This is a genomic window from Amycolatopsis sp. NPDC104775, assembly GCF_055583325.1.
Map to the genome: position 1 here is coordinate 223,227 of NZ_JBVJOE010000009.1, position 14,793 is coordinate 238,019.

13 protein-coding genes are annotated in these 14,793 nt (G+C 68.3%); all 13 read right to left on the minus strand.

What is annotated here, in order from left to right:
* Positions 1–11 precede the first annotated feature (11 nt).
* From ACZ63D_RS33705 to ACZ63D_RS33765, 13 genes are read right to left on the minus strand one after another with little or no spacing between them, the layout of a single operon-like run.
* Positions 12–1,565, minus strand: a complete 1,554-nt coding sequence (locus ACZ63D_RS33705) for an NADH-quinone oxidoreductase subunit M (RefSeq protein ID WP_465358353.1) — start codon at positions 1,563–1,565, stop codon at positions 12–14.
* A gap of 1 nt (position 1,566) precedes the next feature.
* Positions 1,567–3,474 (minus strand): NADH-quinone oxidoreductase subunit L, encoded by a 1,908-nt coding sequence (nuoL, locus tag ACZ63D_RS33710; protein ID WP_465358354.1) that lies wholly within the window; start codon positions 3,472–3,474, stop codon positions 1,567–1,569.
* 13 nt (positions 3,475–3,487) lie between these two features.
* The gene (gene nuoK / locus ACZ63D_RS33715) at positions 3,488–3,787 is read right to left on the minus strand and encodes an NADH-quinone oxidoreductase subunit NuoK (protein ID WP_033291119.1); all 300 of its coding nucleotides are present in this window, start codon (positions 3,785–3,787) and stop codon (positions 3,488–3,490) included.
* Entirely contained in the window at positions 3,784–4,656 is an 873-nt protein-coding gene (locus tag ACZ63D_RS33720) for an NADH-quinone oxidoreductase subunit J (RefSeq protein ID WP_465358355.1), read from the minus strand. Before ACZ63D_RS33720 ends, nuoK begins: the two co-directional genes overlap by 4 nt.
* Positions 4,653–5,198 carry an NADH-quinone oxidoreductase subunit NuoI gene (nuoI, locus tag ACZ63D_RS33725; protein WP_465358356.1) on the minus strand — a complete coding sequence of 182 codons (546 nt, stop codon included), beginning with the start codon at positions 5,196–5,198 and terminating at the stop codon, positions 4,653–4,655. The genes ACZ63D_RS33720 and nuoI overlap by 4 nt, the downstream gene beginning before the upstream one ends.
* Positions 5,185–6,531 carry an NADH-quinone oxidoreductase subunit NuoH gene (gene nuoH / locus ACZ63D_RS33730; RefSeq protein WP_465358357.1) on the minus strand — a complete coding sequence of 449 codons (1,347 nt, stop codon included), beginning with the start codon at positions 6,529–6,531 and terminating at the stop codon, positions 5,185–5,187. The genes nuoI and nuoH overlap by 14 nt, the downstream gene beginning before the upstream one ends.
* Positions 6,528–8,990, minus strand: coding sequence for an NADH-quinone oxidoreductase subunit G (locus ACZ63D_RS33735; protein ID WP_465358358.1), 2,463 nt, complete (start codon positions 8,988–8,990; stop codon positions 6,528–6,530). Before ACZ63D_RS33735 ends, nuoH begins: the two co-directional genes overlap by 4 nt.
* Positions 8,987–10,267, minus strand: coding sequence for an NADH-quinone oxidoreductase subunit NuoF (gene nuoF / locus ACZ63D_RS33740; RefSeq protein ID WP_465358359.1), 1,281 nt, complete (start codon positions 10,265–10,267; stop codon positions 8,987–8,989). Before nuoF ends, ACZ63D_RS33735 begins: the two co-directional genes overlap by 4 nt.
* Entirely contained in the window at positions 10,267–11,130 is an 864-nt protein-coding gene (gene nuoE / locus ACZ63D_RS33745; RefSeq protein ID WP_465358360.1) for an NADH-quinone oxidoreductase subunit NuoE, read from the minus strand. The genes nuoF and nuoE overlap by 1 nt, the downstream gene beginning before the upstream one ends.
* Positions 11,127–12,458, minus strand: a complete 1,332-nt coding sequence (locus ACZ63D_RS33750) for an NADH-quinone oxidoreductase subunit D (protein ID WP_465358361.1) — start codon at positions 12,456–12,458, stop codon at positions 11,127–11,129. The genes nuoE and ACZ63D_RS33750 overlap by 4 nt, the downstream gene beginning before the upstream one ends.
* The gene (locus ACZ63D_RS33755) at positions 12,455–13,216 is read right to left on the minus strand and encodes an NADH-quinone oxidoreductase subunit C (protein ID WP_465358362.1); all 762 of its coding nucleotides are present in this window, start codon (positions 13,214–13,216) and stop codon (positions 12,455–12,457) included. The genes ACZ63D_RS33750 and ACZ63D_RS33755 overlap by 4 nt, the downstream gene beginning before the upstream one ends.
* Positions 13,217–13,222: 6 nt before the next feature.
* Positions 13,223–13,771 carry a NuoB/complex I 20 kDa subunit family protein gene (locus ACZ63D_RS33760; protein WP_009072052.1) on the minus strand — a complete coding sequence of 183 codons (549 nt, stop codon included), beginning with the start codon at positions 13,769–13,771 and terminating at the stop codon, positions 13,223–13,225.
* A 4-nt stretch (positions 13,772–13,775) separates the two neighbouring features.
* Positions 13,776–14,186, minus strand: a complete 411-nt coding sequence (locus ACZ63D_RS33765) for an NADH-quinone oxidoreductase subunit A (RefSeq protein ID WP_409186807.1) — start codon at positions 14,184–14,186, stop codon at positions 13,776–13,778.
* Positions 14,187–14,793 lie beyond the last annotated feature (607 nt).

Below are 14,793 nucleotides of genomic sequence, written 5' to 3' on the forward strand. Positions count from 1 at the left end.
TCGAGCACGGTTTACTTGCCTCCCTGCACGGCAGACAGCGTCGCCTGCACCGACGGGGTGATCGTGTCGAGCATCGGCTTGGGGTAGAAACCCAGTCCGATGATCAGGATGACCAGGGGCGCGAGAATCGCGATCTCGCGTGTGCCCAGGTCGGTAATGGCCTTGCGAGCGCCGAGTTCCGGCGCGATCGCGGTGCCCGGTCCCCCGCCGACGCCCACGAGAGCGTCACCGCGAACCGGGCCTTGCATGATCCGCTGGTACAGCCACAGCACGTACGCCGCGGCGAGCACCATGCCCACGGTCGCCAAGATCGTGTACACCGGCTGGTCCACAAAGGACCCCAGCAGCACGAGGAACTCGCTGACGAACGAGTTGGTCCCCGGCAGCGACAGCGCGGAAAGCCCGGCCAGCAACAGCATTCCGGCCAGCAGCGGGGTCACCTTCGCCATGCCGCCGTAGTCCGAGATCCGGCTCGACCCGCCGCGCATCACGATCAGGCCGATCACCACGATCAGCATCCCGGTCGACAGGCTGTGGTTCAGCATGTACGACACCGAGCCGACCATCGCCTGCTCGTTGAAGGTGAAGATGCCCAGCGCGATGAACCCGAAGTGCGCGATCGACACGTAGGCGATGAACCGCTTCATGTCCTGCTGCCCGGCGGCGAGGATCGAGCCGTACAGCACGCCGATCACCGACAGGATCAGCACCAGCGGCGCGAGCGCCTTGCTTCCCTCCGGGAACATCGGCAGGCAGTACCGCAGGAACCCGAACGTGCCGACCTTGTCCAGCACGCCGACCAGCAGCACCGCCACGCCGATCGGAGCCTGGCCGGCGGCGTCCGGCAGCCAGGTGTGGAACGGGACCAGCGGGGCCTTGATCGCGAACGCGAGGAAGAAGCCGAGGAACAGCCAGATCTGCGTGCCGGTCGGCGCGTCGCGCACCACCGTCACCAGCGTGGCCCAGTCGAACGTGCCCTTGCCGCCGAGCTTGTCCGAGGCCAGCGAGTACGCCCCGATCGCCGACGCCAGCATGATCAGGCCGCCGAGGAACGAGTACAGGAAGAACTTCACCGCCGCGTACTGCCGGTTCGCGCCGCCGTAGCCGCCGATCAGGAAGTACATCGGGATCAGCATGATCTCGAACAGCACGTAGAAGAGGAACACGTCGGTCGCCGCGAAGACGCCGATCGTGATCGCCTCCTGCAGCAGGATCAGCGACAGGAACCCGCCCGCGCTGCGGCCGGCGGGCAGTTTGTCGGTGAGCCCGAGCGCGCCCACGACGATCGGCACCAGCAGGGCGATCACCGCGATCATGATGAGCGAGATGCCGTCGGTGCCGAACGAGATGTGGATGCCGAAGCTCGGGATCCAGTCCATCGTGGTGGCCTGCTGGATGCGCGCGCCCGAGGGCGAGTAGCTCGCCCAGAACGGGATGATCAGCAGGAACTCCACAATGGACACGGCGAGCGCCGTGGCGACCGCGGCCCGGTCGTTCCCCTTGAGGAACGCCAGCACCAGCGAGCCGGCCAGCGGCAGCAGGATGAGCGCCAGAAGCCAAGTCATGTCAGGAGAACCTCACCAGCAGAAGGGCCGCGAGAAGCAGGAACGTGCCGCCGAGCATGGACAGTGCGTAGGACCGCACGAATCCGGTTTGCATCCGGCGCAGCCGCCCGGACCCGCCGCCGAGTGTCGCGGCGAGGCCGTTCACCGCGCCGTCGACGCCGCGGTTGTCCACGTACACCAGCGCCCGCGCCAGCCAGGTGCCCGGACGGGCGACCAGGGTTTCGTTGAGCGCGTTGCCGTACAGGTCTTTGCGTGCCGCGCGGACCGGCCAGGCCACCCGCTCGGGCTTCTCGAGCGGAACGTCGCGCGAGGGGCGGAAGAGCCAGACCGCCAGCAGCACGCCGAGCGCGGCCAGCACCAGCGTCGCCGCGGGCACCGTCCACGACGGGATCGGGGTGTGCTCGGCCTCCTCGAACTGGCCGACCACCGGGGCCAGCCAGTCCACGAACCGGTTGCCGATCGCGAAGAACGCGCCCGCGCCGACCGAACCGACCGCCAGGATCGCCATCGGGACCCACATGATCGGCTTGGACTCGTGCGGGTGGAAGTCGCGTCCGTCGGTGCTCTTGATGTCCTTCCAGCGCTCCTTGCCGAAGAAGGTCATCATCATCAGCCGCGTCATGTAGAACGCGGTGAGCCCGGCGCCGATCACCGTCGCGAGGCCGAAAGCCCAGCCGCGCCAGCCTTCCTGGCCGAACGCCGCCTCGATGATGGCGTCCTTCGTGTAGTAGCCGGTGAGGAACGGGAAGCCGATGATCGCCAGGTAGCCGAGGCCGAAGGTGACGAAGGTGATCGGCATCTTCTTGGCCAGGCCGCCGAACTTGCGCATGTCGACCTCGTCGTTCATGCCGTGCATGACCGAACCGGCCCCGAGGAACAGCCCGGCCTTGAAGAAGCCGTGCGCCACCAGGTGCATGATGCCGAGCGCGTAAATGCCCGGCCCGAGGCCGACCGCCAGCATCATGTAGCCGATCTGGCTGACCGTCGAATACGCGAGCACCTTCTTGATGTCGTCATAAGCGCAGCCGACGACACACCCGAGCAGCAGCGTGACCGCGCCGACCAGAGTGACCACCAGCCTGCCGTCCGGCGTGGCGGTGAAGATGACGTTGGAGCGGGCCACCAGGTACACGCCAGCGGTGACCATCGTCGCCGCGTGGATGAGCGCCGACACCGGGGTCGGGCCCTCCATCGCGTCCGGAAGCCATGCCTGCAGCGGGAACTGGCCGGACTTACCGCAGGCGCCCAGCAGCAGCAGGATCGCGATGGCGGTGATCGCGCCCGGCGGGATCTTGCCCTGCGCGACGCCCTCGAAGACCTGCGCGTAGCCGGTCGAGCCGACGTACTTGAACATCAGGAAGATCGCCAGCGCGAGCCCGACGTCGCCGACGCGGTTCATCAGGAACGCCTTCTTCGCCGCGGTCGCCGCGGACGGGCGGTTCTGATACCAGCCGATCAGCAGGTACGAGGCGAGACCCACGCCCTCCCAGCCGAGGTACAGCGTCACGAAGCTGTTGCCCAGCACCAGGATCAGCATCGAGGCGACGAACAGGTTCAGGTATGCGAAGAACCGGTACCGGCCCTCGTCGTCGGCCATGTAGCCGATCGAATAGAAGTGGATCAGCATGCCGACGCCGGTGATCAGCAGCACGAACGTCAGCGACAACGCGTCGATGCGCAGCCCGAAGTCCACTTGCAGCTGGGTCACCGGGATCCAGGAGTAGACCTTGGTGTCGGTGACCGTGTGGCTGTCGGTGGAGAAGAACAGGATCACGGCGTACACGAAGGCAAGCGTGACGGTGGCACAGCCAAGCAGGTGCCCCCACGCTTTCGCGCGTTTGCCGGATAGCAGCAGAACGAGGGCGCCGAGGGCGGGAAGGGCCACCAGCAGCCACGATGATGCGGTCACTCGGTCGTCTCCCTCAGTACTTCAGCAGGTTCGTGTCGTCGACCGAGGCCGAGCGGCGGGTGCGGAAGATCGCCATGATGATCGCCAGCCCCACCACGACCTCGGCGGCCGCGACGACCATCACGAAGAACGCCATCACCTGGCCGTGCAGCCCGCCGTTGATGCGGGCGAAGGTGACCAGGGTCAGGTTCACCGCGTTCAGCATCAGCTCGATGCACATGAACACGACGATCGCGTTGCGGCGGACCAGCACGCCCACCGCGCCGATGCAGAACAGCAGCGCGGACAGCAGCAGGTAGTAGCTCGGGGTCACTTTCCTTCCCCTTCTTCCTCGGCGGGCTCAGCCTTTTCGACGCCGCCGACCAGTGCGTGCGCGTCGGGCTTGGGGCCCTCGTCCGCGATGAGCTTGCGCTCGCGCATGAGCCGGATCGCCGAGGTGGCCTCGATGATCTCCGACAGCGACTCCGGCGCGACCGAACCGTCCGGCAGCAGCGCCGGGGTGGAGACCGAGTTGGCGGTGGCGAACACGCCGGGGCCGGGCAGCGGCGACGGACGGTCGTGCTCGCCGCGGAAGCGCAGCTTGACCAGTTCGCGCTGGGAGAGCTTGCTCTTGCTGCTGCGGCCGGTGAAGGCGAGCACCATCGCGCCGAGCGCGGCGGTGATCAGCAGCGCCGAGGTCAGCTCGAACGGGAACAGGTACTGGGTGAAGATCAGCCTGCCGAGACCGCCGGGGCCGCCGCCGGTCTGCTGGTACGGGTCGAGCGGCTTGGCCGGGGTCACGTTCACCATCGCGCGGAACACGCCCGCGGCGATCAGCGCGGCGAGTCCGATGCCGAGCACCCCCGCGGCGAGCCGCTGCCCGCGCAGCACCTCGACCACCGAGTCCGAACTGTCCCGGCCGACCAGCATCAGCACGAACAGGAACAGCATCATGATCGCGCCGGTGTAGACGATGATCTGGGTGAACCCGAGGAACGGCGCGTTCTGCGTCATGTACAGCGCGCCGAGCGTCAGCATCGTGAGCACCAGCCACAGCGCCGAGTGCACGGCGTTGCGGGAGAAGATCATCCCGAGCGCGCCCAGCAGCGAGAGCGGTCCGAGGATCCAGAACGCGATGGCCTCGCCGGTCGTCACGGACGCGTCGACGCTGGCCGGGGCCTGCGCGAGAAGGGCGGCGATCACTTCTTCGCCTCCTGCTGCTGCGCGTGCGCGGCCAGTTCGGGACCGTTCACGTAGTAGTCCTGCTCGTTGTCGCCGAGCCGCATCGGATGCGGCGGCTGCTCCATGCCCGGCAGCAGCGGGGCGAGCAGGTCTTCCTTGGTGTAGATGAGCCGCTGCCGGTCGTCGTCGGCCAGCTCGTAGAAGTTGGTCATGGTGAGCGACCGGGTCGGGCACGCCTCGATGCACAGGCCGCAGCCGATGCAGCGCAGGTAGTTGATCTGGTAGTCCTTGCCGTAGCGCTCGCCCGGCGAGTACCGCGCCTCTTCGGTGTTGTCGCCGCCCTCGACGAAGATCGCGTCCGCCGGGCACGCCCACGCGCACAGCTCGCAGCCGACGCACTTCTCCAGCCCGTCCGGATGCCGGTTGAGCTGGTGACGGCCGTGGTAGCGCGGCGCGGCCGGGGCTCCGGCCTCGGGGTACTCCTCGGTCGCGACCTTCTTGAACATCATCCCGAAGGTGACGCCGAATCCCTTGATGGGATTGAGGAAGTCAGTTGCCGCCATCTTCTGTTCCTTCCTGTGCGGCCGCCGCGGTGACGCCGGCCGGCTTGCGCCGCGCGGCCTTCGCCTCCGCCTTGGCCAGCGCCTGCTGCCGCGGCGTCGCGTCCGGGACCCGCAGGTCCAGCGGCGGCAGCGGGTAGCCGCTTCCGGCCAGGTCGACGTAATCGGATTCGGGCAGCTTCTTGTCCGGCAACGCGAGGCTCAGCAGCACGAGCACCACCAGCACGACGCCGACGCCGACGAGGATCTGCGGCCAGCTCCACTGGATCGTCTTGATCGCGACCACGACCACGATCCACACCAGGTTGACCGGGACCAGCACCTTCCAGCCCAGCCGCATGAACTGGTCGTAGCGCAGCCGGGGCAGCGTGCCGCGCAGCCAGATGAAGCCGAACAGCAGGATGAAGGTCTTGGCGAAGAACCAGAGGATCGGCCACCAGTTCTGGTTCAGCGGCGAATCGTCGCCGACGAACGGGAACCGCCAGCCGCCGAGGAACAGCGTGGTGCAGAACGCCGAGACGATCACCATGTTGACGTACTCGGCGAGGAAGAACATCGCGAACTTCATCGAGCTGTACTCGGTGTGGAAGCCGCCGACCAGCTCGGATTCGGCCTCCGGGAGGTCGAACGGCGCGCGGTTCGTCTCGCCGACCATCGAGATCACGTAGATCACGAAGCTCGGGATGAGCATGTAGAAGTACCAGCCGTGCGTCTGCGCCTGCACGATTTCCGACGTCTGCAGCGAACCGGAGTACAGGATCACCGCGACGATCGACAGGCCCATCGCGATCTCGTAGGAGATCACCTGCGCCGCCGAGCGCATGGCGCCGAAGAGCGGATACGGCGAGCCGGACGACCAGCCGGCCAGCACGATGCCGTACACGCCGACCGACGAGCAGGCGAGGATCACCAGCACGCCGACCGGGAGGTCCATCAGCTGCAGCACCGTCTGGTGCCCGAAGATCGAGACCACCGGGCCGAACGGGATGGCCGACAGCGCGATCAGCGCGGGAACCGCGGACAGCACCGGGGCGAGGAAGTACACCTTGCGGTCGGCGGTGTCCGGGATGATCTGCTCCTTGAACGGGAGCTTGATCGCGTCGGCGAGCGACTGCAGGTAACCGCCGGGGCCGACCCGGTTGGGGCCGGGCCGGTTCTGCATCCGGCCGATCGCCTTGCGCTCCCACACGATCAGGAAGATCGTCAGGACCGGCCCGATCAGCAGGACCACGACCGCCTTGAGCAGGACGAGCCACCACGGGTCGTCGGCGAGCAGCCGGGCCCGTTCGGCCGCGTCCGGATACGCAGCGAGGAACTGCGTGAGCTGCGGGCTCACTGGTCACCTCCGGAGATCTGCACGAGCGCGCCGTGTCCGGCGGCGAGTGCGGCGCGGACGGCCGAGCCGTCGGAGTTGCCGGGCAGCCACACGACGCCGTCCGGCAGGTCGGCGACCTCGACCGGCAGGGTGATCGACCCGCGCTCGTTCGACACCCGGACGGTCCGGCCAAGACCTTCGGCGGTCTTCGCCGAAAGCCGCGCGACCGGCGGCCGCTGGGTGCCCTTGAGGTGCGGTTCGCCGTCCTGCAGCGAGCCGTTGTCGATCAGCTGCCGCCAGGTGGCGAGCACTGCCTTGCCGTTCGGGACCGGGGCCGCCGCGGCGGCGACCGACGGCGCGGGCACCGAGGAGGCGACCGGCGCGAGCTTCGCGAAATCGCCCGCGGCGGCGGCCGGGGTCTGGGTGAACAGGTCGGCGTCCATTTCGACGGCGAGGGTGTCGAGCACCCGGCCGTCGGAAAGGGAACCGGTGCCCTCCAGGGTGATGTCGAAGGCGCGGCGGCGGCCCTCCCAGTTGAGGTAGCTGCCCGCCTTCTCGACCGCCGGGGCGATCGGCAGGACCACGTCGGCCCGTTCGGTGACCTCGCTCGCCCGCAGTTCCAGGCTGACCACGAACCCGGCGTTGTCGAGCGCGCGGCGGGCCAGGTCCGGGTCCGGCAGGTCGTTCGGGTCGACGCCGCCGACCACCAGCGCGTCCAGCTGTCCGCCCGAGGCGGCCTGGAGGATGCCGGTGACGTCACGGCCCGGTTCGGCCGGAAGCTCGACGCCCCATTGCTTGCCGACCTCGGCGCGAGCCGCCTCGTCGGCGACCGAGCGCCCGCCCGGCAGAAGCGTTGGCACACAACCGGTTTCGAGTGCGCCCCGGTCGCCCGCGCGGCGCGGGATCCACGCCAGCCGGGCTCCGGTGCGCTCGGTGAGCCGCGCCAGTGCGGAGAACAGGCCGGGGATTTCCGCGGCCCGCTCGCCGACCAGGATCACCGCGCCGTCGCCGCTGAGCGCGGCGTCGAGGTCGGCCGCGTGCTGTGCGATGCCGTCCACCGCGGCCGCTTCGCCGCCGGGCACGCAGGCCAGCAGTTCGCCGAAGGTCTTGCGCACCGAGGAAGTCGTCCACTGTCCCAAGTGGACAACGCGGGTGCGGTTCTTGCGGGCCGCCTTGCGCAGCCGCAGGAACACGATCGGCGCTTCGTCCTCGGGCTCGAACGCCACGCACAGCACCGTGCGGGCGTTCTCGATCTCGGTGAACGTCACGCCGGTTTCCGGCGTAGTGCCCACGACCGTCGAGGCAAGGAAAGCCAGTTCCTCGTCCGAGTGCGCGCGGGCGCGGAAGTCGATGTCGTTGGTGCGCAAGGCGATCCGGGCGAACTTCGAGTACGCGTAGGCGTCCTCGACAGTCAGCCGACCGCCGGTGAGCACAGCGCCGCCCTTGCCCTCGCGGGCCTTCAGCAGCCCGGCCGAGGCGATCCGGAGCGCGTCGGTCCAGGATGCTTCCTCCAGCTCGCCTTGAGCGTTGCGGACGAGCGGACGACGGATCCGGTCACTGGCCTGCACGTAGCGGAACGCGAAACGGCCCTTGTCGCACAGCCATTCCTCGTTCACCTCCGGGTCGTCGCCGGCCAGCTTGCGCTGGACCTTGCCGCGCCGGAAGTCGGTGCGCTCGGCGCAGCCGGACGAGCAGTGCTCGCACACGCTCGGCGCCGACACCAGGTCGAACGGCCGCGACCGGAACCGGTACGCCGCGCTGGTGAGCGCGCCGACCGGACAGATCTGGATCACGTTGCCGGAGAAGTAGCTCTGGAACGGCTCGCCGCCGGTGGTGCGCGAGGCGAGGTCCAGCACGTCGGCGGTTTCCGCGGTGCCGATCTGCTGGTGCGCGCCGCGTTCGAGCAGCGCGATGAACGGGTCGCCGGCGATTTGCTCGGAGAACCGGGTGCAGCGCTGGCACAGCACGCAGCGTTCCCGGTCCAGCAGCACCTGCGACGAGATCGGCAGCGGCTTCGGGAACGTGCGCTTGGTGTCCACGAACCGCGATTCCGCGCGGCCGTGCGCGAGCGCCTGGTTCTGCAGCGGGCATTCGCCGCCCTTGTCGCAGATCGGGCAGTCCAGCGGGTGGTTGATGAGCAGCAGCTCCATCACGCCCTGCTGCGCCTTGTCCGCGACCGGCGAGGTGAGCTGGGTTTTCACCACCATGCCGTCGGCGACCGTCATCGTGCACGAGGCCTGCGGCTTCGGCATCGGACGGCCGCCCATTTCGACCTCGACCAGGCATTGGCGGCAGGCGCCCGCCGGGTCGAGCAGCGGGTGGTCGCAGAACCGCGGGATGCTGGTGCCGAGCCGTTCGGCGGTGCGGATCAGCAGCTCGCCCTTGGGCGCGATGACCTCTTCGCCGTCGATAGTCAGCTTGACGTAGCCCTCGGGGACCGGCGTCTCAGCCGTCTCGGGCTTGTCGGGCGCGATCGTCATGCCTGCGCTCCCACCAATTCACGCTTGTTGCTCTCACACAGAGCCAGGAACTCGTCCCGGAAGTACTTGATGCCGCTCTGGATCGGCGACACCGCGCCGTCGCCGAGCGCGCAGAACGAGCGGCCGAAGATGTTGTCGCACACGTCCAGGAGGGTGTCGATGTCCTCCTCGGTGCCGTGGCCCTCGACCATCCGCTCCAGGATCTGCGCCAGCCAGTACGTGCCCTCGCGGCACGGCGTGCACTTGCCGCAGGATTCGTGCTCGTAGAACTGGGTCCACTTCATGACCGCCCACGGCACCGAAACGGTCTCGTTGAAGACCTGGACCGCCGTGGTGCCGAGCATCGAACCGGCCTCGGCCGCGCCCTCGAAGTCGAGCGGGACGTCGAGGTGCTCGGCGGTGAACATCGGCGTCGAGGACCCGCCCGGCGTCCAGAACTTGAGCGGGATGCCGTCCTTCATGCCGCCGGCCAGCTCCAGCAGCTCGCGCAGCGTGGTGCCGAGCGGGCATTCGTACTGGCCGGGCTTCTCGACGTGGCCGGAGATCGAGTAGATCTTCGGGCCGGGCGACTTCTCCCGGCCCATCTCGCGGAACCAGGACGAACCGGCGTTGATGATGTACGGCGCGCTCGCGATGGTCTCGACGTTGTTCACCGTCGTCGGCGCGGCGTACAGCCCGGCGGCGGCGGGGAACGGCGGCTTGAGCCGGGGCTGGCCGCGGCGGCCTTCGAGCGAGTCCAGCAACGCCGTTTCCTCGCCGCAGATGTACGCGCCGGCCCCGGCGTGCACAGTCAGCTCAAGGTCCCAGCCGGTGCCGAAGATGTTCTTGCCCAGGTAGCCCCTCGCGTACGCCTCGCGCGCGGCCGCGTTGAGCCGGCGGATGCAGTGCAGCGCCTCGCCCCGGACGTAGATGAAGCAGTGGTGCGACCGCATCGCGTACGAGGCGATGATGCAGCCCTCGATCAGCGAATGCGGGTCCGCCATCATCAGCGGAATGTCCTTGCAGGTACCCGGTTCGCCCTCGTCGGCGTTGATCACCAGGTAGTGCGGCTTGTCCTCGTTGGGCGGCATGAACGACCACTTCACGCCCGCTGGGAACCCCGCGCCGCCGCGGCCGCGCAATCCGGAGTCCTTGACCACCTGCACGAGCTGCTCGGGCGTGGCGGCCAGCGCCTTGCGCGCCGCGGTGTAGCCCTCGAGCGCCTCGTAGGTCTCGATGCGCCAGGATTCCGGGGAGAGCCAGCGCTTCGTGAGGACCGGAGTGATGGGATCGGCCATTACTTCTTCTCCACTTCTGGAAGCGGAACGTCCTGCATGCCGGGGGCCGACCAGCCGCGGTCAGCCGCGATCTGCGCCCCGCGCAGGGTCTCGACCGCCTGCGAAGGACCGTCCACGGCACTGCGGTAAGCAGCCTCGTCTTCGGGCCAGAACCCGGCGAGCTGCCGCTCCGCGCCCTTGAAGTCGGTCAGCGCCGCACCGCGCGTCGGGGCGGGCTTTTTCCCCGCCTGCAACGCGTCCACGAGCGCGACCGCCTGCTCCGGCGTCTGGTTGTCGAAGTACTCGTAGTTCACCTGGATGACCGGGCCGAGGTCGCAGGCCGCGAGGCATTCGGCGTGCTCCAGGGTGATCGAGCCCGGCTCGCCTGGCGTGCCCGCGGTTTCCTCGTGCCCCAACGGCTTTTCCGCGGAGCCGAGGTGCGTCTGGAGTTTCTTGTAGATGTCGTCGCCGCCCAGCGCCGCGCACAGCGTGTTGGTGCAGACGCTCACCAGGTGCTCGCCGCACGGGCGGCGCTTGTACATGGTGTAGAACGTCGCGACCGCGCTGACCTCGGCGTCGGTCAGGTCGAGATGCCGGGCGCAGAAGGCGATGCCCTCCTGGCTCACGTAGCCCTGCACCGACTGCACGAGGTGCAGCATCGGCAGCAGCGCCGAACGCGACATCGGGTACCGGGCGATGAGTTCCTTCGCCTCGCGGTGCGTGTCGGCGTCGAACACGTCCACCGCGGGCGTGTCGGCGAGGATTCCCTCGGCGACAGCCGGATCGGGCGCGATCGCGGCGACATCGGTGTCGGCTGCCGCGGCGGCGTACGTCTTCGTCGCGTCGTGCGGCCCCGGCTCCGGGACTGCGGTCGGGTTCGTCATCGGTCAACTCCCCCCAGAACCGGGTCGATCGAGGCGATCACGACGACGAGGTCGGCCACCAGGCCGCCTTCGGCCATCGCGGGCATCGCCTGCATGTTCACGAAACTTGGCTCCCGCAGGTGCACGCGCAGCGGACGGGTGCCGCCGTCGGACACCAGGTGCGCGCCGATCTCGCCGCGCGGCGATTCGACGGCCGCGTAGACCTGGCCCGGCGGCACGTGGAAGCCCTCGGTGACGAGCTTGAAGTGGTGGATCAGGGATTCCATCGACTGGCCCATGATCTTCTTGACGTGGCCGAGCGAGTTGCCCATGCCGTCGCTGCCGATGGACAGCTGCGCGGGCCAGGCGATCTTCTTGTCCTCCACCATGACCGGGCCCGGTTCGGCCATCTTCGCGACCTGCTTCATGATCCGCAGGCTCTGGTGGATTTCCTCCAGCCGCAGCAGATACCGCGCCCAGCTGTCCGCGTCGGTCGAGGTCGGCACGTCGAATTCGAGTTCGTCGTAGCGCGAGTACGGCTCGGTCTTGCGCAGGTCCCACGGCAGGCCCGCGGCGCGCAGCACCGGACCGGTGACGCCGAGTTCGAGGCACGCGTCGAGCGGCAGCACGCCGACGTCCTTGAGCCGGTTGCGCCAGATCGGCTGCCCGGTGAACATCTTGTCGTACAACGGAAGCCGCTTGTCCATGAGCTTGACGAAGTCGAGGACCTTCTCCGTCCAGTCCTCGGGGAAGTCCTGGGCGAGCCCGCCGGGCCGGATGAACGCGTGGTTCATCCGCAGGCCGGTCAGGTACTCCAGCAGGTGCATGGCTTCTTCGCGCTCGCGGAAGCCGAGCGTCATCGCGGTGGTGGCGCCGAGGTCCATGCCGCCGGTCGCGATGAACACCAGGTGCGAGGTGATCCGGTTGAGCTCGAGGAGAAGCACGCGCAGCAGCTCCGCGCGCGGCGGAGCCTTGACGCCCAGCAGCTTCTCGACGCCAAGGCAGTAGCACATCTCGTTGGACAGCGGGGCGAGGTAGTCCGCGCGCGTCACGAAGGTGACGCCCTGGGTCCAGTTGCGGAACTCCGCGCTCTTCTCGATCCCGGTGTGCAGGTAGCCGACGACCGCGCGCAGCTGCGTGATCGTCTCGCCTTCCAGCTCCAGCACGAGCCGGAGCACGCCGTGCGTGGACGGGTGCTGCGGGCCCATGTTGATGACCATGCGGTCGTCGTGCTGGGCGTCGCCGAGTACTTCGTCCCAGTCGCCGCCGGACACGTGGTAGACCGGGCCTTCGGTGGTTTCCCGGACTTCGGCGTATTCGGCTTCCGTCGTTTCGTCGTTGATAGTCACGAGTACGACCTCCGCTGGTCCGGGGGCGGGATTTCCGCGCCCTTGTATTCGACGGGAATCCCGCCGAGCGGGTAGTCCTTGCGCTGGGGGTAGCCGTCCCAGTCGTCCGGCATGAAGATCCGGGTGAGCCCGGGGTGGCCGTCGAAGACGATGCCGAACATGTCGTAGGCCTCGCGCTCGTGCCAGTCCGCGGTCGCGTAGACCGGAACCAGCGACGGGACGTGCAGGTCGTCCATGTCCATGGTGATTTCGAGCCGGATCCGGCGGCGGTAGGTCATCGACAGGAAGTCGTAGACCGTGTGCATCCGCTGCGGGACGTCCACGCCGTAGTCGACGCCGGTGACCGCGATCAGCATTTCGAACCGCAGGCCCGGGTCGTTGCGCAGCACCTTGGCGATGTCGACGAGGTGCTCGCGGCTGACGTAGAAGGTGATCTCGCCGCGGTCGACGGTGGTCTGGAGGATCGCCGACGGCGGGATCTTGTTGTCCGCCAAGGCGGCCATGAACTCGTCGGCGAACTCGTCGAACCAGCCGCCGTACGGACGCTCCGCGGGCGGCGGGCTGTAGGCGGGCAGCCGCAGGCCGCCGTAACCGGAGGTGTCCCCGCTGCCGCGGACACCGAACATGCCCTTGCGCTCGCGACCGGCGACGACCGGTTCGGCGGCTCCGGGACCGTGCGCTTCGAGACCGGCTTCGGGCCGCTCCGCGCTGGACTGCGGGCCGCCGGTTTCGGGAGTCTCTTCGGGGTTCTCAGGCACCGGTGCTCACTTCTTCGCGTACTTGATCGAGGACGGGATCAGCTCGGTACGGGCCCCGCTGGCCGCGCGAATCGCGGCGCGGCGGGCGTTGATCGGCTCGTCCTGGATCTTGGCGTGCAGCTTGAGGATCGCGTCGAGCAGCATTTCCGGCCGCGGCGGGCAGCCGGGCAGGTACATGTCGACCGGAACGATGTGGTCGACGCCCTGCACCACGGCGTAGTTGTTGAACATGCCGCCGGACGAGGCGCAGACGCCCATCGAGAGAACCCACTTGGGCTCGGCCATCTGGTCGTAGATCTGCCGCAGCACCGGGGCCATCTTCTGAGTCACCCGGCCGGCGACGATCATCAGGTCGGCCTGGCGCGGCGTAGCGGAGAACCGCTCCATGCCGAACCGCGCGATGTCGTAGCGCGAACCGCCGACCGACATCATCTCGAACGCGCAGCAGGCGAGCCCGAAGGTGGCTGGCCACAGCGAGTTCTTGCGTGCCCAGTTGACCAGTCCCTCGAGGCTGGCCAGCAGAATGCCGTTGGGGAGTTTTTCTTCCAGGCCCATGGGTTCAGTTCCAATCCAGGCCGCCGCGCCGCCACACGTAGGCGTACGCGAACCCGACCGTCACGATGAACAGCACGATCTCCACCAGGCCGAAGACACCGAGTGCGTTGGCGTTCACCGCGAACGGGTAGAGGAACACCATCTCGATGTCGAACAGGATGAAGAGCATGGCCGTGATGTAGTAGGCCACCGGCATCCGGCCGCCGCCGACGAGCGGCTGCGGCGACGGTTCGATGCCGCACTCGTAAGCCGCGGTCTTCGCCCGGTTGTACCGCTTCGGCCCGACGAGCGGACCCAGCAGCACGGAAAACACGGCGAACGCCGCCGCGAGCACGAAGAGCAGGACGAGCGGCAGATACACGTTCAGTCCGGGCGCTGCCGGTCCGGGATCGGCCTGCGCCAGCACGGGCACCATCAGCACGGGGTCTTCGCCATCCTTTCCGCGCCGCTGCGGGTTGTTCTCGGGTGGTGGTCCGAGTCCTCGGCTGCGAACCCTAAGGGAGCTGGGTCACACCGCCGAGGGTCAGGGCGCCCTTACGGCCCGTGTCCGGACCACGGCACGCTTGTGAAATAGTTCACAAGCGACACGTCGCGGTTGTGAAGCGATTCACAAAGCATGGGGGGAGTGTAGGACGTGAGTCACACTCTTGTCCCTAGGGGTTGCGGACTAAGGCAGCCCTAACTTCACAGAGCGGTTCCCCAGGCCCACCCCCAGCCTCAACGGCGAGACCAGCGGTAAAGGCCCCTTCAAGAACCGCGCCACCCCACCGAACCGACTCGATCTTGTGACGCATCACACTGACCGGCCGGACAACCGATTGCTCCACCCGGGTAACCCACCCGCAACCAGCACCCCAACAGCGAGGCACCCAACCCCCGCCCGCACACCCAAACAGCGAGGCACCCAGCCCCTCCCCCACACCCCGATACGAAGCCTTCTCTGCGGTTCGGGGGGGGGGGGGGGGGGAGAGCCCCAACCGGTCCCACCAACCAAAAAAAAGAAAAAAAACCAAGACATTCGG

Bases quoted from the DNA above. Each gene is read 5' to 3' on its own strand.
- nuoI (WP_465358356.1), bottom strand. From the start codon at position 5,198: ATGGCGGCAACTGACTTCCTCAATCCCATCAAGGGATTCGGCGTCACC.
- ACZ63D_RS33765 (WP_409186807.1), bottom strand. From the start codon at position 14,186: ATGGTGCCCGTGCTGGCGCAGGCCGATCCCGGACCGGCAGCGCCCGGA.
- nuoE (WP_465358360.1), bottom strand. From the start codon at position 11,130: ATGACGAACCCGACCGCAGTCCCGGAGCCGGGGCCGCACGACGCGACG.
- ACZ63D_RS33735 (WP_465358358.1), bottom strand. From the start codon at position 8,990: ATGACGATCGCGCCCGACAAGCCCGAGACGGCTGAGACGCCGGTCCCC.
- ACZ63D_RS33705 (WP_465358353.1), bottom strand. From the start codon at position 1,565: ATGACTTGGCTTCTGGCGCTCATCCTGCTGCCGCTGGCCGGCTCGCTG.
- nuoF (WP_465358359.1), bottom strand. From the start codon at position 10,267: ATGGCCGATCCCATCACTCCGGTCCTCACGAAGCGCTGGCTCTCCCCG.
- ACZ63D_RS33760 (WP_009072052.1), bottom strand. From the start codon at position 13,771: ATGGGCCTGGAAGAAAAACTCCCCAACGGCATTCTGCTGGCCAGCCTC.